Annotated in this window: 21 protein-coding genes and 2 pseudogenes; 16 read left to right on the top strand and 7 right to left on the bottom strand. The window is 36.3% G+C overall.

Translation table 11 applies throughout. The features are described from left to right. Window positions 1-259 precede the first annotated feature (259 nt). A complete protein-coding gene (locus tag LO754_RS07710; RefSeq protein WP_108030445.1) occupies window positions 260-1,144 on the bottom strand; it encodes a helix-turn-helix domain-containing protein in 885 nt (294 codons plus the stop codon). A 405-nt stretch (window positions 1,145-1,549) separates the two neighbouring features. On the opposite strand from LO754_RS07710, the pseudogene LO754_RS23420 reads away from it, so the two are divergent. The 11 genes and pseudogenes from LO754_RS23420 to LO754_RS07765 form a co-directional block, all read left to right on the top strand. Further along, window positions 1,550-1,753 (top strand): annotated as a pseudogene (locus tag LO754_RS23420) (transposase); the annotation flags it as partial. Window positions 1,754-1,770: 17 nt separating this feature from the next. Continuing rightward, complete coding sequence (pdxR, locus tag LO754_RS07720) at window positions 1,771-3,219, top strand: MocR-like pyridoxine biosynthesis transcription factor PdxR (protein ID WP_231785934.1); 1,449 nt, start codon at window positions 1,771-1,773, stop codon at window positions 3,217-3,219. 4 nt (window positions 3,220-3,223) lie between these two features. Continuing rightward, window positions 3,224-4,129 carry a D-alanine--D-alanine ligase gene (locus tag LO754_RS07725; RefSeq protein ID WP_231785935.1) on the top strand — a complete coding sequence of 302 codons (906 nt, stop codon included), beginning with the start codon at window positions 3,224-3,226 and terminating at the stop codon, window positions 4,127-4,129. A 106-nt stretch (window positions 4,130-4,235) separates the two neighbouring features. Next, on the top strand, window positions 4,236-5,423 hold the full coding sequence (locus tag LO754_RS07730) for an aminotransferase (RefSeq protein ID WP_231785936.1): 1,188 nt from the start codon (window positions 4,236-4,238) through the stop codon (window positions 5,421-5,423). Window positions 5,424-6,394: 971 nt separating this feature from the next. After that, a complete protein-coding gene (locus LO754_RS07735; RefSeq protein WP_231785937.1) occupies window positions 6,395-7,279 on the top strand; it encodes an ABC transporter ATP-binding protein in 885 nt (294 codons plus the stop codon). A 6-nt stretch (window positions 7,280-7,285) separates the two neighbouring features. Next, window positions 7,286-8,083, top strand: a complete 798-nt coding sequence (locus LO754_RS07740; protein WP_024363314.1) for an ABC transporter permease subunit — start codon at window positions 7,286-7,288, stop codon at window positions 8,081-8,083. Between the two features lie 45 nt (window positions 8,084-8,128). Continuing rightward, window positions 8,129-8,926 (top strand): DUF2705 family protein, encoded by a 798-nt coding sequence (locus LO754_RS07745; RefSeq protein WP_231785938.1) that lies wholly within the window; start codon window positions 8,129-8,131, stop codon window positions 8,924-8,926. Window positions 8,927-9,129: 203 nt separating this feature from the next. Next, window positions 9,130-9,462: an aminotransferase yhxA gene (locus tag LO754_RS07750; protein ID WP_231785939.1), complete on the top strand. Its 333-nt coding sequence runs from the start codon at window positions 9,130-9,132 to the stop codon at window positions 9,460-9,462. Window positions 9,463-9,477: 15 nt separating this feature from the next. Continuing rightward, the gene (locus LO754_RS07755; RefSeq protein WP_025219123.1) at window positions 9,478-9,876 is read left to right on the top strand and encodes a DUF350 domain-containing protein; all 399 of its coding nucleotides are present in this window, start codon (window positions 9,478-9,480) and stop codon (window positions 9,874-9,876) included. A gap of 80 nt (window positions 9,877-9,956) precedes the next feature. Next, window positions 9,957-10,349, top strand: a complete 393-nt coding sequence (locus LO754_RS07760) for an RNA helicase (RefSeq protein ID WP_231785940.1) — start codon at window positions 9,957-9,959, stop codon at window positions 10,347-10,349. 95 nt (window positions 10,350-10,444) lie between these two features. Then, the gene (locus LO754_RS07765; protein WP_231785941.1) at window positions 10,445-11,596 is read left to right on the top strand and encodes a glutathionylspermidine synthase family protein; all 1,152 of its coding nucleotides are present in this window, start codon (window positions 10,445-10,447) and stop codon (window positions 11,594-11,596) included. A 373-nt stretch (window positions 11,597-11,969) separates the two neighbouring features. Here the strand turns inward: LO754_RS07765 and LO754_RS07770 are convergent, their stop codons facing one another. The 3 genes from LO754_RS07770 to LO754_RS07780 form a co-directional block, all read right to left on the bottom strand. Next, window positions 11,970-12,224, bottom strand: a complete 255-nt coding sequence (locus LO754_RS07770) for a hypothetical protein (protein WP_025219126.1) — start codon at window positions 12,222-12,224, stop codon at window positions 11,970-11,972. 312 nt (window positions 12,225-12,536) lie between these two features. Next, complete coding sequence (locus LO754_RS07775) at window positions 12,537-12,731, bottom strand: hypothetical protein (protein ID WP_231785942.1); 195 nt, start codon at window positions 12,729-12,731, stop codon at window positions 12,537-12,539. 78 nt (window positions 12,732-12,809) lie between these two features. Further along, window positions 12,810-13,007, bottom strand: coding sequence for a DUF6980 family protein (locus tag LO754_RS07780; protein WP_231785943.1), 198 nt, complete (start codon window positions 13,005-13,007; stop codon window positions 12,810-12,812). Window positions 13,008-13,342: 335 nt separating this feature from the next. On the opposite strand from LO754_RS07780, the gene LO754_RS07785 reads away from it, so the two are divergent. The 4 genes from LO754_RS07785 to LO754_RS07800 all read left to right on the top strand — a co-directional run bounded on the left by LO754_RS07785 (window position 13,343) and on the right by LO754_RS07800 (window position 18,345). Further along, entirely contained in the window at window positions 13,343-14,029 is a 687-nt protein-coding gene (locus tag LO754_RS07785) for a response regulator transcription factor (RefSeq protein WP_231785944.1), read from the top strand. Continuing rightward, window positions 14,016-15,005 (top strand): sensor histidine kinase, encoded by a 990-nt coding sequence (locus LO754_RS07790; protein ID WP_231785945.1) that lies wholly within the window; start codon window positions 14,016-14,018, stop codon window positions 15,003-15,005. The genes LO754_RS07785 and LO754_RS07790 overlap by 14 nt, the downstream gene beginning before the upstream one ends. A gap of 80 nt (window positions 15,006-15,085) precedes the next feature. Then, window positions 15,086-15,772: an ABC transporter ATP-binding protein gene (locus LO754_RS07795; protein ID WP_024363325.1), complete on the top strand. Its 687-nt coding sequence runs from the start codon at window positions 15,086-15,088 to the stop codon at window positions 15,770-15,772. Further along, complete coding sequence (locus LO754_RS07800; RefSeq protein ID WP_231785946.1) at window positions 15,772-18,345, top strand: ABC transporter permease; 2,574 nt, start codon at window positions 15,772-15,774, stop codon at window positions 18,343-18,345. Before LO754_RS07795 ends, LO754_RS07800 begins: the two co-directional genes overlap by 1 nt. A gap of 201 nt (window positions 18,346-18,546) precedes the next feature. Here LO754_RS07800 and LO754_RS07805 read toward each other — a convergent pair whose 3' ends face one another. Further along, the gene (locus LO754_RS07805) at window positions 18,547-19,743 is read right to left on the bottom strand and encodes a DNA glycosylase AlkZ-like family protein (protein WP_231785947.1); all 1,197 of its coding nucleotides are present in this window, start codon (window positions 19,741-19,743) and stop codon (window positions 18,547-18,549) included. 557 nt (window positions 19,744-20,300) lie between these two features. Here LO754_RS07805 and LO754_RS07810 point away from each other — a divergent pair. Beyond that, the gene (locus tag LO754_RS07810; RefSeq protein WP_231786295.1) at window positions 20,301-21,266 is read left to right on the top strand and encodes a VanW family protein; all 966 of its coding nucleotides are present in this window, start codon (window positions 20,301-20,303) and stop codon (window positions 21,264-21,266) included. Window positions 21,267-21,374: 108 nt separating this feature from the next. Here the strand turns inward: LO754_RS07810 and LO754_RS07815 are convergent, their stop codons facing one another. Together LO754_RS07815 and LO754_RS07820 are read right to left on the bottom strand one after the other, a co-directional pair. Then, window positions 21,375-21,992 carry an HAD-IA family hydrolase gene (locus tag LO754_RS07815; protein WP_025219134.1) on the bottom strand — a complete coding sequence of 206 codons (618 nt, stop codon included), beginning with the start codon at window positions 21,990-21,992 and terminating at the stop codon, window positions 21,375-21,377. A 185-nt stretch (window positions 21,993-22,177) separates the two neighbouring features. After that, window positions 22,178-22,507: pseudogene (locus tag LO754_RS07820) on the bottom strand (GntR family transcriptional regulator); the annotation flags it as partial. Window positions 22,508-22,519: the final 12 nt, after the last annotated feature.

Here is a 22,519-nt window from a genome sequence, read left to right on the forward strand (position 1 = left end):
ATTTTGCCCCTTAAATTTCAAAAATGATATTCGGAATGACTACAATATAGCCTTTAATGAAAAAATACGCATCTCTTTATTAAAGAAATGCGCACATTTGCGGTGTAGTTAGGCGTATATTCACCAAAACGTTAAGTAATGTACTAACGTATTAATTCCTGCAAACTTAACAGACATAATTATAAGTATAACGATAATACTTAATACTACACCAATAGCCTTTTTACCGGAATTAGCCATGTTATCACCATCTCTTAAATTATATTTCTTCGTCAAACGATAAATTTACTGGCTCGTCCAGCAGTTCACCATGCACATCTAAATTAGTTGTTGGAATATTTTTATTTACTTCTTCAAAAGTGAATTGATCTGCCCATACAGTTCCTTGTCCACACAGCATGATACCAAACGAAATAACAGCACTTTGGGTGGGAACATCTAAAATAATAGAGTAGTGGTTCCACTTTGTTGTACCTTTAATGGGGCGATTACTCATATTATCAAATTGAAGAACATCTTCCGTTGTGTTGTCTACTCGCATCCACATCCCAGCGTACGTATTTACCTCTTCCGTACGGATGAAACAAGAGAGTCGAATACGCTTTCCAACAAACTGATTAGCCTTAAATGTTTGCATCATAGTAGCGAATTCAGTTGAATCTAACACTGTTTTGGATTTTAAATAACCTGATGCTTTCCCCTGATGAACAACTTCATAATCAATTCCCATTTCGTAATTAAATGGATTTGATCCACTTAAAAACCAACCTTTCACCTTTGTATCCATATTTGTTTCCTCCTTCATTTTCATCACGTCTGACATTATTCTGCGATATTTACCAGGTGGTAGCTTATAAATCTCTTTAAATGCTCTCGTAAATGATTCTTGTGATTCAAACTGATAATATAAAGCAATATCCAGAATGCGTTTGCTTGTGTAAAGCAAGGCGGAAGAAGCATTAGCCAATCTTCTTAACCGAATATATTCAGTTACCGTCATGCCAACCGTGGCTTGAAATATTCGATGGAAGTGATACATTGAAAAATTTGATTGTGCTGCAATATTTTTTAATGTAAGTGGTTCATGTAGATTTTCTTCCACATATAAAATAATTTTTTTAATTATAATTTCATGGTTATACAACGAAGACACCTCCTTTAAATATAGAATATCAAGGTTCTTCCTTCGTTTTTTGATATATCTTGCGAAGTAATCGCTGCATCCTAAAAACCATTAAGAACAGGTTGATGTAATAATACTCTTTTTATAGCTACAACAATAGAACCTGTACAATATAACAAACCAACTTGCTCGAGAAATTTAGTTTATCGTTACACTGGAAAGGCGCTCTATAATGGAATAACTGAATAGTTTTGAATGGCTACGTTCGTAATAGAGACAGCCAAACAGGTTCTAGTACAACAAGAAAAAACAATCGTACCATGAAATCAAGTTTGGTTAGCAACGCCGTACGAAAGGAAAGCACACGACCAGGATTATAAGTATCACATCGCCCTTGGCAAATAATAGATGATTCTTCGATAGTGATGTGAAAGAAATAGAGTAGAAAATAGTCAAGTAACAAATTGTCCTGATTGTATTCACATGTTGGTGAGTATACTACCAAAATTACGTGTTTCATCGTTTGTAGGTTATTTGAAAGAAAAGAATCGTTCCACACCCTACCACCAGACCATAAAAATCCATGTTGAGTGGACCTTTTGGAATCGGTGCAGAAATGTAAAAATGTAAATAAGGAGATGAATTCAGTGTTTAAGGATTTTAAGATAACGGAAGGCAGGCCTTTGTATATTCAGCTTAAGGAATATTTAATAAGAATGATGACGAACGGGCATTTACTTGAACATCAAAAGCTTCCATCCACTCGTGAACTCAGCTCATTATTAGCTATCAGTCGAAATACCGTTCTTACGGCTTATGCAGATTTAGAGCAAGAAGGCATGATTTATGCAGTAAAAGGAAAAGGACACTTTGTAAGTCATGTAGAGACCTTTCAAGCTCCAACTATCGAGTTAAATTGGACTGAAAAAATCAATGAGCAAACCTTTTTATCTGAAAAATTAGATCTCATGAAACACGGAGTACGTTGGAATAAAGAAATGATTTCATTTACAAGTATCGCGCCCGATGAAAAGCTATTTGATGTAGAAAATTTTAAAAAGGCATTTTTAAATCGTATGTCCATTGAAGGAGACATTGTTCTTAACTATGGTTATGCAAAGGGCTATAAACCGCTTATCGATTACCTCCTTAACTACATGGAGATTAAGGGAGTAGACATTCGAAACAAAGATATTTTAATTACCAATGGTTTTACGGAAGGACTGGATATTCTTTTATCCACCTTAAATAAAAAGAAAGGCCGTGTGATTTGTGAAAATCCAACCCATCATGCAGCCCTCAAGCTCTTTCGATTACATGGCTATGAGATTGATGGCATTGAAATGGAGGATGACGGTGTCAATGTTAGTGAGCTAGAAAAATGCTTATCTAAACAGGAATATGATTTTGCCTATTTCATTCCGTCTTATCATAATCCAACTGGAATCGTAACATCCTCTCAAAAAAGAAAGAAAATCATGGATCTGTTTTCGACCTATCAGCTTCCTATTATAGAAGATGGATTTAATGAAGAATTACGTTACTCAGGGTCCCATCAGGCTCCATTAGCTGCTTTTGCTGGAAACGGCAATAATGTGATTTATATTGGTAGCTTCTCTAAAATTCTTTTTCCTGGCTTGCGAGTTGGCTGGATTTTAGCAGACAAAGAGTTGATTTATTATTTGGAAAGTATGAAAAGAGCTCGAACGGTGCATACGTCAACTTTAGATCAAGCCGTGCTATATCAATATTTAAATGATGGCTACTTTGAGAAGTATATAAAAAAAGCAAAAGCAGTCTATAAGAAAAAATATGAACTAGCTGTCCATTATTGTAAGCAATATATTCCATGTAAGCGAATCACAAGTGACGGTGGGCTCCACCTTTTTATAGAACTAGATCACAACATTGACTCACAAAAGCTTTTAGAAAAGTGTTACCAAAAGGGAGTTGTTTTTTCGACAGGCAATGTATTTTACACAGACAGTAGTGGACAACATACGTTGCGGTTAGGATTTTCTAGGTTACATGAGAAAGAAATTATTCAAGGAATTAAAATCATAGGAGACACTTTAAAAAATAATTATGGAGGTTAAAAAAATGAGAGTTGGCGTCATTATGGGCGGGGTTTCTTCCGAGAAGCAAGTTTCGATTATGACAGGTGAAGAAATGATAGCTAATTTAGATAAAAATAAGTATACAATTATACCAATCCACATAGAGAATAAAGAAGATTTAGTGGAAAATGCACGGAATCTTGACGTTGCGTTACTGGCGTTACATGGCAAGTATGGTGAGGACGGCACCGTTCAAGGTACCCTTGAAACTATGGGAGTTCCCTATACAGGAAGCGGTGTCCTGTCCAGTAGCTTATGTATGGATAAGAATATTTCGAAAAAAATCATGAGGTCTGAAGGTGTGCAAACACCAGATTGGATTCATCTTATGAGTATGGAAGAGCTTAATATGGATGAACTAGATAACATGGGATACCCAGTAGTAGTGAAACCTAATGCAGGTGGCTCAAGTGTAGGCGTAAAAATTGTGTATGACAAAGAAGCGGTAAAATCTACGATTGCGGAAGTATTCAAATGGGATTCCGAAGTGATAATCGAAAAGCTGGTAACGGGCGAGGAAATCACTTGTTCGATATTGGATGGCAAAATTTTGCCGGTAATTTCTATTCGTCATCAGAACGAGTTTTTTGACTACACTTCTAAATATAATGATGTGACTACAGTTGAAGAGGTGATTCAGCTACCGCCTGAAACATATCATCGTGTTGTTGCTTCAGCGATTTCTTGCTATAAATCATTGAAATGTAGCGTTTATGCCCGTATTGATATGATCATGAATAACGGCGTTCCGTATGTATTGGAAGTTAATACATTACCTGGAATGACGAAAAACAGCCTGTTACCTAAAAGTGCACAATCAGCAGGCATTCCGTATCCTCAGCTACTTGACTTAATCATTGAAAAATCACTTAAAGTTAAAGAGAAATGATGGATAGAGCAATAATAAGCAGATATTAGCCTTAGCAATATTTTTACATATTATTGAAATAGAATACGAACAAAAGATAAAGATAAAAGAATCGTGGTGTCCCATAATGATCGAAACAAAATCTTATTTAGCAAACGCTGTAGAACAATTAAAGCCTTCTGGTATACGCCACTTTTTTGACTTGGCTACAAAAATGGAAGGTGTTATTTCTCTTGGCGTAGGAGAACCAGACTTTGTCACACCTTGGCATGTCAGAGAAGCTGCAATTTCATCGTTAGAACAAGGCTATACTTCTTATACAGCAAATGCTGGACTACTTGAACTAAGAGAAGAGATTGCTTTATATATGAAAAAATACTTTTCAGTTACTTATGCTCCGCAATCAGAAATTATTGTGACTGTGGGTGCTAGCCAAGCAATAGATATAGCTTTAAGAGCAATACTAGATCCAGGTGATGAAGTCATTGTTGTGGAGCCTTGTTTTGTCTCGTATGCTCCACTCGTAACGATGGCTGGAGGCGTACCTGTTACTGTGCAAGCATTAAAAGAAAATGAATTTAAAATTCTTCCGCATCAATTAGAAGCAGCTATTACAAAAAAGACCAAAGCGATTATGATTTGTTCTCCTAATAATCCTACTGGTTCTTTGCTTAATAAAACAGAATTAGAGAAGATTGCTGAACTGTGTGAACAACATGATTTGCTTGTACTTTCTGATGAAATTTACGCAGAACTTGTTTATGATGAAAACTATACAAGCATTGCCTCTATAGAAGGAATGCACAAGCGAACGATCTTATTTAACGGTTTTTCAAAGGCATTTGCGATGACAGGATGGCGCTTAGGATTTGTTTGTGCTCCTGAAGAAATATCACAGGGCATGTTAAAAATTCATCAATACACTATTATGTGTGCTCCAACGATGGCCCAATATGCAGCGCTAGAAGGGCTAAAACATGGTAGATCCAATGTAGAGGATATGAGAAACATTTATCGCCAACGTCGTAATTTTATCGTTAAATCTTTTAATGATATGGGGTTAAGTTGTCATTATCCGGGCGGAGCATTCTATGCATTTCCATCCATTGCGTCAACAGGACTAAGTTCTCAAGCATTCGCAGAGCAGTTGTTATTAACTGAAAAAGTTGCTGTTGTTCCAGGAGATGTTTTCGGTGAAAGCGGTGAAGGAAGTATTCGTTGCTCCTACGCTGCTTCTATGGAACAACTACAAGAAGCGATGAAACGTATTCAGCGATTTGTTGATAATCTTGAAAATCACAATCCCCAGATTTAATATTAATAAAATAAATTATGCTACACACTTCTATTGATTGCTTCTCTAACGCTCTCATTACAAGTCCGTAAAATTAAACAACATTGCTGAGCTATACCTAATCGTTCAGCAATGTTGTTTACGTTTTGCCCATTATTTATTAGAATCATTGCAAAAGTGTGAGGACATCCATTAATGGATGTAACTCTCTTTGACGGTGTCGTTGATAACTGTTCCATAGCCTAACGACGTATAGCAAGTTTTGTTATATTATGAACAACACGAAACAGCTTTATTGATATCTTTTTCACTTACATACACGGAACCTTCAGTATCTATTATATATTCTATATCATTTTCTTTTAATTGTTCGAATAACGATTTTCGTAACGCGTCTGATAAATTTTCTTTTCTAGCAAAAGAAACGTATGTCCCGTTAGAACGATTCTCATTACTACATCCACTCAATATACTCAAACATAAGACAATAGATAGCAAACACTTGCATTTCAATTTCACGAATTTACCCCCTAATGTGGAAAATCAGTATATACCTTTAAGTAATAAAAGTAGAAGGTGAACCTTACTAATAAAGGTCATTTCACAAAAAACTAGGATAGTCACAGTGATCTGACTTTTTTATGATTTTAGAGAACAAGCTTCTAGGCTTAACAGTAAGCTTACTTCAACAGCACCCCTATATAAAGAGCTACCTCGTGACCTCTCCCTAACAGCAAATACTTAAAATTAGTAGTTGTAATTTTTATTTTACCTCAACCTTAAAAACAAAAGTCTTTTATTCATATTAACACCCCTTTTATTATAGATTCCATTTAGAGAAAATGAATGTTGCAAGTTGTAATTTACAAAAATACTAATGTATGTATATATAAAGTGAAAAGAGAAATATCGTTGTTGACTGTGAGCTGACTTACGAATAAGACAGTAATCTTTTGCGAAACTGTTTGAGAAGAAAAAGGGAGGTATTATTAATGAACGTAATAGAAATTAAAAATCTAACGAAGACTTACGGCAAAGCAAGGGGAATAGCTGATGTTAGTTTTAACGTTGAACAGGGTGAAATTTTCGGATTTATTGGACCTAATGGTGCTGGAAAGTCGACAACAATTCGCACATTATTATCGCTTATTTACCCAACGAGCGGCAGCGCCACGATTTTTGGCAAGGACTGCATTCAATTTGCACCCGAAATAAAAAAGGAGGTCGGCTATTTACCATCAGAAATCTTTTACTATGACAATATGAAAGTAAAGGACCTATTAAAATACTCAGCTAGCTTTTATAAAAAAGATTGCAGTAACAGAATGAAAGAGTTAGCAAAAATGATGGACTTGGATCTGAATAAAAAAATTGATGACCTATCTTTAGGAAACAAGAAGAAGGTCGGAATTGTTCAAGGGCTCCTCCATGAGCCGAAACTCATTATTTTAGATGAACCGACAAGCGGGCTAGACCCATTAATGCAACAAAAATTCTTTGAACTATTAGAGGAAGAGAATAAAAAAGGTGCTACGATCTTATTTTCGTCGCACATCCTCAGTGAGGTTCAAAGATTATGTAATCGTGTTGCCATCATTAAAGAAGGTAAAATTGTAACGGTAGAAAAGATTAGTACGTTACAAGAGAATAACTATAAAAAGTTTAAAGTTGAGACGGATGCACCCCTAGACAAAAATTACTTCCAAATCGATGGGGTCAATAAATTAGATATTCACAATAACGTAACTAGCTTTTTATTTAAAGGTAATATTAATACGGTGATGAAAAAAATCGCTGACATTGAAATTACGAATTTGTGGATTGAAGAACCAGACCTTGAGGAGATCTTTTTACATTATTATGAGAAGGAGGTCTAAGCATTAATGAATATCTTTATACATGAATTGAAAACGTATCGAAAGTCTACAATTATTTGGTCGCTATCGTTAATTGCCATTATGATTATTTTTATGTCAATGTATTCTACATTTGCTGAAGATGCAAAGGGTTTTATGAAAATCGTTGAAAACTATCCAGAGGCGATCAGAAATGCAATGGGGTTTAATCAAGAAAATTTTTTTACTATTTTAGGATTCTATAGTTTCCCGTTATCGTTTATTACTCTTTGCGCAGCAATCCAGGCGATGAATCTTGGCACGTCCATTATCAATAAGGAAGTCCGTGAAAAAACAGCGGACTTTTTGCTAACGAAGCCTGTTACCCGTACAAAAATCTTGACAGCTAAATTATTAGCAGCCTTCGTTTCGATTGTCGTGACGAATATCTTTTATTTCGCTGCCGCTAGCTTTGTGGCATTACAAGTTCAGACTGATGATTTTAGCTTAAAAATTTTCTTGCTGCTTTCACTTACAATATTCTTTATTCAGCTGATATTCCTATCCTTAGGAATAATCATTTCCGTTATTGTCCAAAAGATTAAATCTGTGCTGACCGTCTCACTTGCTACCGTCTTTGCTTTCTATTTTGTCGGAATGTTCAGCGATACGACTGGTGATGAAGTGAAACGTTATTTTTCGCCGTTTAAATACTTCGACACCGCTTATATCATAAAGCATTCCAGCTATGAAACAACATTTTTAATTGCTGGTGCAGTGATTATTATTCTTGCAATTGCAACTAGTTATGTTGTCTATAGTAAGAAGGATATCCATGCGGTTTAAAAATGTTAGCTTTACTTGTAGAAAGCGAAATGGAGGGGTTCGGTAATGAATATATTTTTAAAAGAATTGAAGTCTCATCGAAAATCACTCATATTTTGGAGCATCGGTGTTTTCCTGATGGTGGCATCAGGAATGACTAAATATGAAGCGTATTCGTCATCGAGCCAATCGATAAATAAATTGATGGCAGATATGCCAAAATCGCTACGGGCTGTATTAGGTTTCAATGATTTGGATTTAACGAAAGCTAGCGGCTACTATGGTATGCTTTTTCTCTATTTAGTGTTAATGGCAACTATTCATGCAGTGATGCTCGGAGCGACCATTATTGCCAAAGAAGAGCGAGATAAAACATCTGAGTTTTTATTCGTTAAACCAGTATCTAGAAGTAAAGTTATTACAGCCAAGCTATTGGCTGCGTTGATAAATATTGTGATCTTCAATCTCGCAACATTCGTTTCGTCTATTATTCTTTTAGGGAAATACAGCGATGGCGAAGCGGTGAATGGTGAAATCGCAATCTTAATGGTAGCAATGTTCATTTTGCAGGTGTTGTTTATGGTTATTGGCAGTGCGATTGCTGCTGTAAAGAAGAAACCAAAAACGGCTGCATCAGTGGCTACTGGAATTCTCTTACTTATGTATATGTTATCAATGATTATTGATCTGAATGAGAGTATAAGAGGAATAAGGTATTTTACACCATTTAAATATTTTGAAGCGAAAAATGTAATGTATGGCGGTGGGCTAGATGTAAGCTTTGTCGTAATCTCCCTAATATTGATTCTATCATTTTTGGTGATAACCTATGTTTATTATAAAAAAAGAGATTTGAATGTTTAGTTAAAAGACCATCATTTGCGGTCTTTTTTTCATGGGAAAAATCACAAAGATAGTTAACATTGCAAAAAAACCTATACTAGTGAATTTTCCGATCATTGCAGTTTCACTTTTTTTCCAAGATTTATACGATGTTAAATTTTTTGAATCTTTTCTCGTTCTTCTTTCGTACGTTAAAGTAGGAAAGGAAATGGAGGCTCATAGAAATGGAGAAAACGAAAAAAATGATGGTTGGTATATCAGCAACAGCCTTAACGTTAAGCTTAGCTGGTTGTGACACATCAACAAGTAGCTTACCATCAAAGCCAACAGATGAAAGCTGTAATGACTGGGATTGGTCAGAGGAAGAGGGCGTATGGCAATGTGATGAAAGTCGTTCAGGGCATTATGGAGCCTACTATTACGGGGGAAGCTATTATAATACCAAGTCAGCGTTAAAGAGTAGCAGAGACTACAAAAATTATAAAAGCAGTACCAGCTCTAAAGCAGGGCGATCCAGCTCAGGGTTTGGCAGTGGATTAAAAAGTTTCGGAGGATAAGAGAGGGCGAAAAATATGAATGTGTATTTAAATTTTTTATCATATCTAGGTGTATCCATTAGTTTATTAGTAATCGGTATGTTGCTATTTACGCTAAGTACACCAAAAATTAAAGAGTTCCAATTAATTGCGCAAAAAAATGTAAGTGCTGCGATGCTATTAGGTGGTAAAGTAATCGGCTTAGCCATCGTATTAGGGGCGGCTGTAGAGTATTCGATTTCATTATTTGATATGGTCATCTGGGGTGCAATCGGCATTGTAGCGCAAGTCGTTGTGTTTTTCATAGCAGAACTAATAACGATTCGTTTTAGCATTCAAAAAGCGATTGAAGAAGATAATCGAGCAGTCGGAACAATTTTATTATCGTTATCATTAGCAGTTGGTTGGATTGTTGCGAAATGTTTATCATATTAGTTTGAGGAGGGGTAGCTCTGAAGGAGTTAATTTATTATATTGATAAAGGAAATGGATATTTTGAGCCGTTTTTTGAATATATGGAACCTAATGTTGGCCTAGATGAATTTTATGCGCGACAGCTTTGTACATATTTTATCATGCAAGGTATACAATATGAGCTTATATCGAATGAGATGGAAGGGAATGTGGAAGTGCTTGTATTAAGAGAGATGAGCCGTAATTTATCAGGTGAGGATGAGCGAAGCTTTCGTGAACGAGGCATACATATCGAATTTAGAAGTCCAAATGAACGTGAAAATTATCCATTGCTCTTACGTATCCCTTGTGAGACACATACTGAAGTTATTCGCTATTTATTAAAGAATGTTGTAGATATTCCTAATATCGGACAAATGCTTGTTACTTCTACTGAAATTGACGAGGACCGTGGCGTTTATGTGATTTATGTAACGGAATTGAAAGTGAGCTGAATGGTTTCATGTATAAAAGCGAGCGCCAACAGTTTTATACGCAAATTGAACAGTTTTGAGCCGATTTATATGACGAGGAATATGCCCTTTATGATATGTATGAAATAACAGAGGAAGAAGTTGAAAAGATTCGGTTAGCAACGGAACGAACGGGTAAAATTTTTTTTAAAACGGCTCATTTATTACGCAACGTATCCAATGAGACATTACTTGAAATGGGTTATCCGGAAGAAACGCTCCATTTTCTTCGTTTAAAAACGATGGAGGTTGAAAGCGTAATTGCGCGCTTTGACTTTATTCCACATAACGGTAGCTATAAATGTATTGAAATGAATGCAGATACACCGACGTTTATTAAGGAATTATTTTTTGTCAACGAACGCATTTGTCATGCGTTCGCAATGGAAAATCCGAATGCTGAAGCGGAGCAGGTTTTAAAAGATTTGATTCAGGAAAGCGTTAAACAAAATAAATGTTCTCAAAAAACACATATCGTCTTTACTGCGCATGAACAAAATATAGAAGACTACTATACAACGCTTTACTTAATGCAATTTATATCTGGAGCCAAATTTACGCCGTTGCATCAATTACAAATTCAAAGAGGTGTCGGGTTATTTGATGAGGACGGGAAGCAAATCGATATCCTGTATCGTCAAACGTTTCCGATTGAAAATTTAATTCTAGACGAGGATGAAGCACAAAATAAAATCGGCTTGTGGCTATTAGAGTTAGTTGAACAAAATTTGTTAACGATTATCAACCCACCCTCTGCTTTTTTACTACAAAACAAAGCGGTACAAGCTGTCATTTGGGGCTTGCACGAGGAAGGAAATGAATTTTTTTCTGCTGAAGAGCATGAATGGATTGCCGATTATTTGTTACCTACCTATTTAGAAGAAAGCCCGTTTTTGGACAAAGGGCTGCGCTATGTAAAAAAACCTGTATTCGGTCGTGAAGGGGATACGATAGAGATTTATGAAGCAGATGGACATTTACTAAAGGCGGATGCACAAAAATCTTATCATCACTATACAAAGGTGTATCAGCAATATATCGAGCAACCAAAAACAACATTTCACAGTGAAAAAGGCAAACAAACAGGAGACATATTGGTTGGTAGCTTTTTAATTAGCGGAAAGCCAAGCGCAATTGGTTTACGCATTGGTGGAATGATTACAAACAATTTATCGTATTACTTGCCAATTGGAATAAAAGTGGGAAGTTTGGGTTCTGAACGATTTTAAAAGAAGAGGAAGCAATGCACTTAAAGTAATGTGAGTTGAATTCAACGGAAGTTCTCCCAAGCTAGCGAGAATAGAGAGTATCAAAGTCATGACGGCTCTGCCAGCCAGTCATGCGCACGTCTATTATGAATGAACTGAAAATCCATTCTTGAACGCAAATCGTCTTTAGTTTTATTCCATTTCGAAAGATATAAATAAGTAACTCCTAAAACCATTTTATATTCATTATAAACCTACTAACGTAACAGTATTTGGGAACGTTAGTAGGTTTATTTATGTAAATGTTATAAATCCTTAAAATTTAAGCACACGTTAGCCGAATCAGGAAAGAGGATATACAACAATCACGCCATTTTCTTGACGTTTATTTTTTTTATGGTTCACTAATTCCTACTGCAAGCAACAGAAAATAAACAAATACTAACACGGCACCATTTAACAAGATTCCTGTAATAATAAACCATAGTTTTTTAGATAAGATAGCAAAGATAATGCCTAGTACAGAAAGCACTGTAAACACATTTATACCCAAAGTTAAGTTTGCGTTAGGTCCTCTGATTATAAAGAAAAAAATGATACTTATTGCTACTGTCAAAACTGATAAAACGCCTAATATATTTTTGTTCAAAAATGTAACCCCCTTTAAATCAACAAGTTTATTAATTAAGCAGGCTTGTGTGAGGAGCACCTTCATGCATAGTATTCAATTACTTATGATTTAAATATAACATTATTTACTTAATATAATGAATATTGGTTTTTATATTTACGTTGGGAACTACCCCAAACATCTAATATTTACAAGACGTGAGGAAGTCCAAAACCGCTATCAAAATCGTTAGTTAAACATGCTAGACTCGAGTGAAGGTATAGATTATTCATATTTATATTCGCAACGTTTTTTCGAAAATTATATTCACCATTGTGAAATGCCATAATTTTATTTAATCAATGTTGCGACATCGTTTTCTATTTCAAAAACTAAAAAATCAGTATCTTCTTCTACAACTTCTTTTTCATATCTAAGTTCTTTATCAATCAGCATTTCAAAATAATTTGTTTCAACATTAAGTTCAAACACTGGACATTGGTCAAATCTGACATCGCCAATAAATATTGCTCTAATTTTTTTCATTTATAACTCTCCCTCAATCAATTTCAGTATCTGATTCTACTATTCATGTATTCGATAAACACATGCACCAACAACTAACTATAATTTTGAACCACACCATGGACAGAATTCAATTGCTATACTTGAAGAACCGCCATCATGAATAATCAAACCGTATGTATTATCTTTATCCGAAAAAATGATTATTTTGTCAGGACAATCAAATGAATCGATATGCATGTCACATTTGAAATTTGCATGGTAATCCATATACTCACAACAATGTTGTTTCGCCATATTCAACCTCTTTTCCTAAAGTAAACGGACCCAATATCGGCACACTTGGCGCCTTTATGGGATAGGTTCGTTTCAACACTTCACAGTTCCAATCATTGTCTATTTTAATCGAAACGTTGCATAAGTGCGACGTAATCCATGAAAAGTGTGTGACAGGTACCATAGCTTAATTGAATGCAAAAACTTTATAGTCTGTACGGATTCATTGAGATACATGGTATGATTTCTCTTGAAATCAATTTCAGAGGTGTTGAAGTATGGATTATGGTCCGATTGAAACAGAAAATCTATATATTAAAAATACAAAATATGCTAATAAAGGTTGGTGATAATAAATGAAACATATATTTTTAGTTGAAGACGATTTGGAAATTGCGAAAAACCTCGCTCTTTTACTCCGCTCTGAAGGATTTACCATCACCCATGCTGCGACGCAAAAAGAAGCCATACTCATGCTTGCTGCGCAGAAATATGACTTGGCATTGCTTGATATTTCCCTTCCTGATGGCAACGGCTTTGCAGTCTGTACGGATATCAAGCAAACTCAGAACATTCCAGTAATCTTTCTAACAGCTTCTGGCGATGAAGGCAGTGTTGTAACGGGGCTGAACATAGGGGCTGATGACTATGTTACTAAACCTTTTCGTCCACGCGAATTGATTGCTCGAATTGGAACAGCATTACGAAAAAACGGCCATTCTCCAGTTGTCTTTGAAATGGGGGACCTTCATGTTGATCCAACGAGTGGCGTTGTCAAAAAGGATGGGCAAGAAGTTTTTCTTTCTGCGCTTGAGTACCGATTACTATTAGTGTTTATAAATAACCCTAAAGGTATTATCACGCGCGACAGGCTATTGGACGAATTATGGGATGCATCCGGCGAGTTTGTAACGAACAATACCCTAACCGTCTATATAAAACGCCTAAGAGAAAAAATTGAGACAGAACCTGGCAACCCGCGATACATTTTAACTGTTCGTGGTACAGGTTATCGCCTAGGAGCTAGCCATGTTGCGGAATAGGGAGATTCGACAATTTACACTTTTATTTACCGGCATCACAATCATTACCGCCATTTTAGGCTTTACTATTCAGCCCGTAGCTGGCCTATTAATACTTTTTACTTGTGCTACATTTGGTACCTTATTTTTCCTATTTACAAAAGCGCATTATCAAAGGATTACACAAATTTCGGAGCAAATAAATTTAGTGCTGCATAATACAGATCATTTGTTTATTAGTAATGCAGAAGAAGGCGAACTGTCTATTTTACAAAATGAAATTACTAAAATGACGCTTCGCATACGAGAACAAAATGAAGCACTGAAAAAAGAGAAAATATATCTAGCTGATTCACTAGCCGATATTGCACACCAACTACGTACACCACTAACTTCAGCGAATTTGATTGTATCTTTACTGAAAAACAATCCAGAGGAACATGAGCGTAAAACGTTGCTATGGGATATTCAAAAATTATTTGTACAAATGGATTGGCTATTAACCTCTCTGTTAAAATTATCACGTTTAGATGCAGATATTGTAAATTTCAAAATGAAACCATTGGATGTCACAACCTTAATAAAGGATTCGCTTCATCCATTTCTTATGTCGATGGATTTACATAATATTACACCTCAAGTGAATACAGCGGACAGACTAGTTATTCATGGAGATTTCGGTTGGCTTTCAGAGGCCATTCAAAACATTTTAAAAAATTGCATAGAGAGTATAGGCAATAACGGGACGATTCAAATTGTTTGTCAGGAAAATATACTGTATACAGAAATCACCTTGCATGATAGTGGACCAGGTTTTAAAAAAGAAGATGTGCCCTACTTATTTGAACGATTTTACCGTGGGAAAAATACGAGCACGGCAGGATATGGCATTGGCCTAGCGCTTTGCAAAACCATTATTACGCGCCAAGGGGGAACTATTAGTGCCAAAAATCATCCGCAAGGTGGCGCAATTTTTTCTATTCGTTTCCCAAAGTGACGAATCTCTCACTTTAGAGTCACGAGGATGTAAGTTAAAAATTCTATTATAAGGGTACAGCACAAAAGGAGGCTCACATAATGGAGTTTTTAAAAATTGAAAACTTATACAAAACATATGGGCAAGGTGAAAATCAAGTGACAGCATTGGACAATGTTTCACTTACGATAGAAAAAGGGGAATTTACTGCCATTATCGGTTCATCTGGCTCAGGTAAATCGACATTACTACATGCAATAGCTGGCGTAGATGTACCGACAAGCGGAAAAATTTACTTGAACGGACAAGATGTGTATGCTCAAAATCATGAAAAATTGGCAATTTTCCGTCGTCGAGAAGTTGGTCTGATTTATCAATTTCATAACCTTATTCCTACGTTAAATGTCGTAGAAAATATTACATTACCAATTTTGATGGATCGACGTAAAGTGAATGAAGAACGATTAATGGACTTATTAAACTTACTTGGGCTCGAAGACCGAAAAACCCATTTACCCAATCAACTATCAGGTGGTCAGCAGCAACGCGTTGCGATTGGACGTGCACTGATGAACGCGCCAGCCGTGATGTTAGCTGACGAACCTACAGGTAGTTTAGATAGCAAAAATGGGCATGAAATTATGCGTTTGTTAAAATCCAGCCACGAAAAATATCAGCAAACGCTGATTGTAGTCACGCACGATGAAAATATCGCCTTACAAGCGGATCGGATTATTTCCATGTCTGATGGCAAAGTTATTCGAGATGAGAAACGGGTGGCAAGATAATGAATATTTTCAATAAAGTCGCCTTGCAAAGTTTACTAAAAAACCGCACGCGAACGATTGTGACCATTATTGGCGTTATTTTATCTGCAGCGATGATTACAGGCGTTACGACCTTTGCGACCTCCCTACAAAACTACATGATTAATGGCTCGATAATAAAATATGGCGATTGGCACGTTGGATTTTCTGATGTTGACGCTACATTTATCGAACAACAAAATGAAGATAATCGAATAGCCAATACCATTACCTTTGAAAACATTGGTTATGCCAAACTGGAGGGAGGTAAAAACGTCAACAAGCCGTATCTCTTTATTGCTGGCTTTGACCAAGACACGTATGCCCATTTACCAATAACACTTACTGCTGGTCGATACCCTAAAAATGACACGGAAATTCTCATTCCTTCGCACCTTAAGGAAAATGGGGGCGTGACGATTTCTGTAGGTGATACCCTTGCATTGAATGTTGGAAGACGTATAAGCGAGGATAAACAGCTCTCACAATATGACCCTTATCTTTCAACTAATCCAGAAAGCTTTGTAGCTGAGCGTAAGAAACACTATACAGTCGTTGGGACATTCAAACGACCTGGATTCGAAGAGGTAAAGGCACCTGGTTATACATTAATTACAACAACTAATGCTATGAAAAAAGCGAGTAGCTTTAGTACCTTTATTAAAATGAAAAGTCCTCGTAAAGTGCATGATTATGCAGATGAATTCGCAACTGAACATCAATTTGTTACAAATGACAACGTGTTACGATTTATGGGTCTGTCAAATGATAAAATATTTAATCGTCTCCTCTACTCAATTGGTGGCATGTTAGTTGCCTTAATTATGCTCGGTTCAGTTTTCCTTATATACAATGCCTTTTCCATTTCGTTAAACGAACGTATGCGACAATATGGAATTTTGATGTCAGTAGGTGCAACGGCAAAACAATTGCGAAATTCCGTATTATTTGAAGGACTTTGTATTGGTGCTGTTGGTATACCAATCGGTGTGCTAGTTGGCATCCCAAGTATCAAAGGTGTTCTTTCTCTTGTGTCGAAAAATTTTGAAAATATCGCCTATGATAATGTACCATTAACTTTGACCGTTTCGATACCTATCATAATCGCCACAGTCGTTATTAGTTTGATGACCATTTTAATTTCAGCTTATATCCCAGCACGCAAAGCTGCTAATACTCCAGTTATGGCTTGTATTCGTCAAACAAATGAAATTAAAGTGGAATCAAAAGCCATTAATACGTCTAAATGGATGGAGCGTATTTACGGCTTAGAACGCACACTTGCGCTTAAAAACTTTAAACGAAACAAAAGACGATATCGCAGTATCGTCCTATCACTTATATTAAGTGTAGTGATGTTTGTATCGTCTAGCACATTTAAAACAACGCTCCAGCAGGCTGCAGAGTCATCCGTTGTCAATACGGATTACGATATTATGTTCTTTAGTGAGAACATGAAAGAAAACGATTCATTTCAGCTATTTGACAAACTACAAAATGTAGATGGGGTTTATAAAGGCTCTTATCAATCCATGATGGAATATGCAAGTAAAATTAACTTACATGATTTCTCAGCAGACTACCGTCAAGCAGCAGGTTATGTTGAGCTCGATAAGACGATTGATGTACCGCTAGACATGCAGTTTTTAGAGGATAGTGTTTACCTAGATTTTATTAAAAGCTTAGGTTTAGATATAGCTGAATATACAGGGGAAAATGCGAAAGTCATTGCCGTTGCCAAAGTGAAAAATAAAACGGCTACTGCATCGGAAAAAGACAACATAATAGATATGTTTACAAAACAGTCGATGAATTTAGATATTACTCCAAACGTAAATACTAGCGCAATCTTAAATGAAGAGCGAAATGTAACGATTACATTTGTCGATACGTATCCTGTCGATCCATTACCAAAGTTACCGTCTGAAGTAAGACCGTACACGTTTATGATTGTTGCACCATATCAATTAATCGATACATGGGCACTAGCTGATGTTCCGATGGATTGGGGCTTAACGTTCCTATCAAAGGATGCATCGCAGTCAGTTGATGAAATGAAAAAAATAATCGAATCGGAAGAAACCTCATACGAATATTCGATATACAATGCCAATGAAATATTTGACCAGAACCGCAATATTATCTTCATCATTGATTTGTTCACCATTGTTTTCGTCATAATGATGTCACTTATTGCCATCGCCAATGTGTTTAACACCATTTCTACGAATATTCGATTACGTAGACGAGAGCTTGCAATGCTTCGCTCAGTTGGTATGTCCAATCGTGATTTCAATAAGATGATGCGCTTTGAATGTGTTCTTTATGGGTTCCAAACATTACTATTTGGACTCCCTATTTCAGGTATTTTAGCTTGGCTAATCTATAAAGGGATGTTTATCGGTGGAGCGGAAGTTGCATTCACATTCCCTTGGAGCAGTATGGGCATTAGTGTACTGGGCGTATTCCTTGTCATATTTATTACAACAATGTACGCACTTCGCATAATTAAAAAAGAAAATATCGTCGATGCACTGCGTGATGATATGAATTAATTTTAAAATGTAGCGAATAGCTATAGACCTAAACGGCAGTTTTGAATCTTTCAGAACCGCCGTTTTTACTTTGGAAATCCGACTCTGTAACAATTTGTTGTCTAATAGTAGGGGAGAGACTATGGTGAAAATGGCAATTGGCAACGATAAATGGTTGCACATAAACAATGGCATATCTTCCTATACTGCACAAAATTATGGCTATTCGTTCAAATATTCTACTGACATGGTCTCACACCCGTTGAAGTGAGCAAATTTTTTGAGACAATTGTTCAAAGCTGTACGCAATTGAGTTGTTTGCTTCACACCGTTCTCGTACCAGATGTTTTTAACAACGAGTGTGTTAGTTTTTCGCTCCGCGATAATCTCAGCTCGTCCAATGAAGCGTTCGCCATATACGAGGGGGAGCACATAGTAGCCGAATTTTCGTTTGCTTACAGGTGTGTATATCTCCCACGTATAATCAAAGTTAAACAATGCGGTAATTAGTTTTCTGTCCCAAAGGAAATTATCGAGCGGCGCAATCAGCTCGCAACGCCATTTTGGTTCTGGATTTTGCAAAACCACTTCAATAAGCGGTAAATCCTCCGCAAGGCAATACAGCATATCCTTCATTTGATCCACAGTAACAGCAACAATACGATCTTCCTGCAATAGCTGGTTAAAAACCTCTTTGCGCTGTGCTGCTTTCAACCCCCAAATATTCAACCATGCATCTGACGCACGATTCCATAAGAGACCGACCGAGCCGATTCGACGTAGTACCCGCCACTTATAATGCGCAAGTTCATCAACTAGGGGCTCTGATGCAGTCAGCAGATTCGGCTGTATGTACTTCTTGGCTAAATCGTAATATTTACGGCTGCCCTTTTTATGATGGATAATCAACTCACCCGTTGAATACATCTGTTCCAGTACTGAGCGAGATGGATTGTTTCCGCTACTCCAGTGAATGGCTGATTGCCAAGAGAAATCTCCATCCAATTTTAAATCATCCGAACTTAGTGCACCATGATTTTGGATATGAGCCCGTACTAGCGTTGTCAACGCTTCCATTTCGGGATAGCGTTTGGCATGTTGTCGGGCGGCTTCCCTATAGCGTTCAAAATACGGCCAGTCTTCAACAGTGATAATAGAGAGGTTCTTGTCGGGATAATCGACAAGGCTTCTTTCCACATACAGCAAATCGGCGAGCATTCCTTTAGTAAATTCTTTGATTCGGGACTGCAACACCAATTCGGCATTCTTTCCGCAAACATCGATGGGGTCGTATTGAATACAACCAGCTTGTCGAGTAAAGTCCAATACACCCCGTTTCCCGCTAAATTTATAGTCGTCCAAAAGTCCGTGTTTCAACAACAGAAATTGCCGTGCCTGGCGGTTTGTTAAGTGAATCATCTATGCACCTACCTCTAGTTTTAGTGTAATTCAGGAGAGTGGAGAACAAAAAACGAAACCGTGAAGTGAAATCTTTTTACGGATAGTCAGTGTAGCATGCTTCTTACAAAATAGCTTATTCTAATTTGGCATACTTGCAATGTTCCTTCTAGCTACTGCAAATGCCATTAAACCATCATCCCTAATACTTCCAAACTTCTCCTCTTAGCACCATTTCTGTTTTATTATACAGAATACAGTGAAAATAAACAAACATATGTTCCGTTTGGTGGATGAGTGAGAAAAGACCTCAAATAAGGCTGTACTCTCTTATTTTTGCACAGGACACATGGGAAACGACACATATATAACTATAGTCTTGTAAAGATTACAAAATGCTGTTAAAGCAAGAGCAAAATCTTAATGGGTGTGTTTTTAATTGCAAAAGATAAAGTAAACGAACAAATATTTAAGCAACAGTCAATAATAATCCATAAAAAGAAACACACTATCCTAACGAGTCGAATAAGATGTTGCTGTAAGTAAGTTGGAGGTAGGTGTTTAAATTGAAAAAATGGATGGTTGTATTTTGTTTAGGCAGTGTAATGGCTTTAGCAGGTTGTCAGGATAAAATAAAGCACGAACAAATTGAAAAAGACGACGTGCAACAATCTGTTATGTACACGCATGACAAGGAGCAGGAAGTAGGTCCTGTAGTGGTTGAAATTGTTAATCCACAATCTAAAGAAATCATCCACATCGTATCGCCCATAGAATTAGGCTTTGAAACAGACCCAGTCTTGTATAAAAAGAACATTGAACAATTGGCACAACAATTAGCGAGAGGCACAGAAACAAAAGTTGGTTTTGATAAGCGAATGATGCTTGATAAAGTCGATGACAATGGTCGGATTATAAAAGGTAGTCCATTAGTTATTTTAAAAGAAAGTGAATTGGTAGAAAAAATTATGGCAGCATCAGCAACGGGTGGCACAGTAGAAATGCCACTGTATATTACTGAAAGTGGCTATTATTTTGAAGACATACCCTATTTAGAAGATGTTGTAGTGGCTTCTTATACAACCTACTTCAATGGAGCGGATGTTGGAAGAAATAAAAATATTGAACTTTCAGCAAAAGCCATTCACAATGTGATTGTTGGTAGCGGAGATACTTTTTCGTTTAATACTGTTATAGGCCCTAGAGATGAAGCGAATGGCTATCAGCCCGCACCTGAAATTATTAATAAAAAGCTTGTTATGGGCATTGGTGGGGGGATTTGCCAAACATCTTCAACATTGTTTAATGCAGTCGATCAACTCCCGATTAAATTTGTGGAGCGACACCATCATTCATTAGATGTAGGATATGTTCCAAAGGGCAGAGATGCAACGGTGTCCTATGGTGGCTTAGATTTTAGATTTCAAAACACCAGTGATGTACCATTTTTAATTAAGGCGACCTATGGACAAGATTTTCTGACAGTGGAAATAAGGACAGCAAAAAAATACCAAGAAATTTTAACAAAGCTTCCCCCACAATAAGAAAGAAGTTGATGTAGGAATAATAATCAACTTCTCTTGTATTTTAAGACACTTATAAAGAGTGTCTTTTTTTTAGAGCCTAGGCAGTGGTGATAGAGTTCATAAACCTTAAATAATAGTTAGTATTTCTGCAGGAGTAAATACTTTGTAATCGGGTTCTGCGGATTGGACTATCTCAATGGCATCATACCCCCAACCAACCCAAATAATTGGAATACCTACTTTTTTGCAGGCGACGATATCTCGTTGCTCATCCCCAATATATAAAACATCGGATGTTTTTAAATTGGCTTGTTTTAAATATTTTTTTATCACTTTATCTTTACCAAAAATACGGCTCGAACAAAGTACTTCGGACACATGGTCGATACCATTAGTTTGTAAAAACGCCAAAATATTATCTTTTGAATTGGAGGAAATAATGGCAATTGTATATCCTTTCTTATCAAGTTCCTGTATGACCTCTTTCATACCGTGAAATAAATGAACATCTTGTAATGATTGCTGATATAAACGATAAAATTGCGGGAGTATAGTAGGTAGTTTGTGTAACGGGAAGTTAAATAATTTACTTCGTTCAGCAATCGATAATTTTTTTAGTGCATCAATATCTTCTAACTGTACTTCTTTGAATGCATGTTTTTTAGCAATCGTATTCCATACAGAAGCAAACACTGCCGTGGAATCCGCAAGTGTGCCATCAAAATCAAATATTATATGTTTCATTGTATTTTTCTCCTTAAAGGGTATTTGGCTTTACCATTCATAATACTTAAATCAATATAGTCATTCGTTCATGATGACATGAATGCGGAAAAAAAGAAATGAATTAGTATACACTATCTGATTCATACATTATGGAGGGAAGAATACAAAACAGGCATTAATACCTTACCTATTTAGCAGGTAAATTACTGCACTTGGTCTAATACTTTTGTGATATATTGTTTGATTTGTTTCTTGCTATAACCTATTACATAAGCTTCCATTATCATGTTTTTTATAGAAAGTTCGAGATTATGTAATTGGTTTTCGTCTAACCGTCGATTTGAACGAGCGATAACTGTTGCTTTCAAGCGATTTTCCATCTTGATAATCGCTTTTTTCTCAAGTTCACGATAGCTTTTTGAAACAGTATGTATATTGATTCCAATATCTTGCGCCATATTTCTAATGGAAGGAAGCATTTCATTGTCTTGAATATGCCCTTTTGCAATCTGTTCAATTAATTGATTTCCGACTTGCTTATATAA

Origin of the sequence: Lysinibacillus sp. GJ-1, assembly GCF_021166035.1 — a bacterium.
In the GTDB taxonomy this organism is placed as follows: Bacteria; Bacillota; Bacilli; order Bacillales_A; family Planococcaceae; genus Lysinibacillus; species Lysinibacillus sphaericus.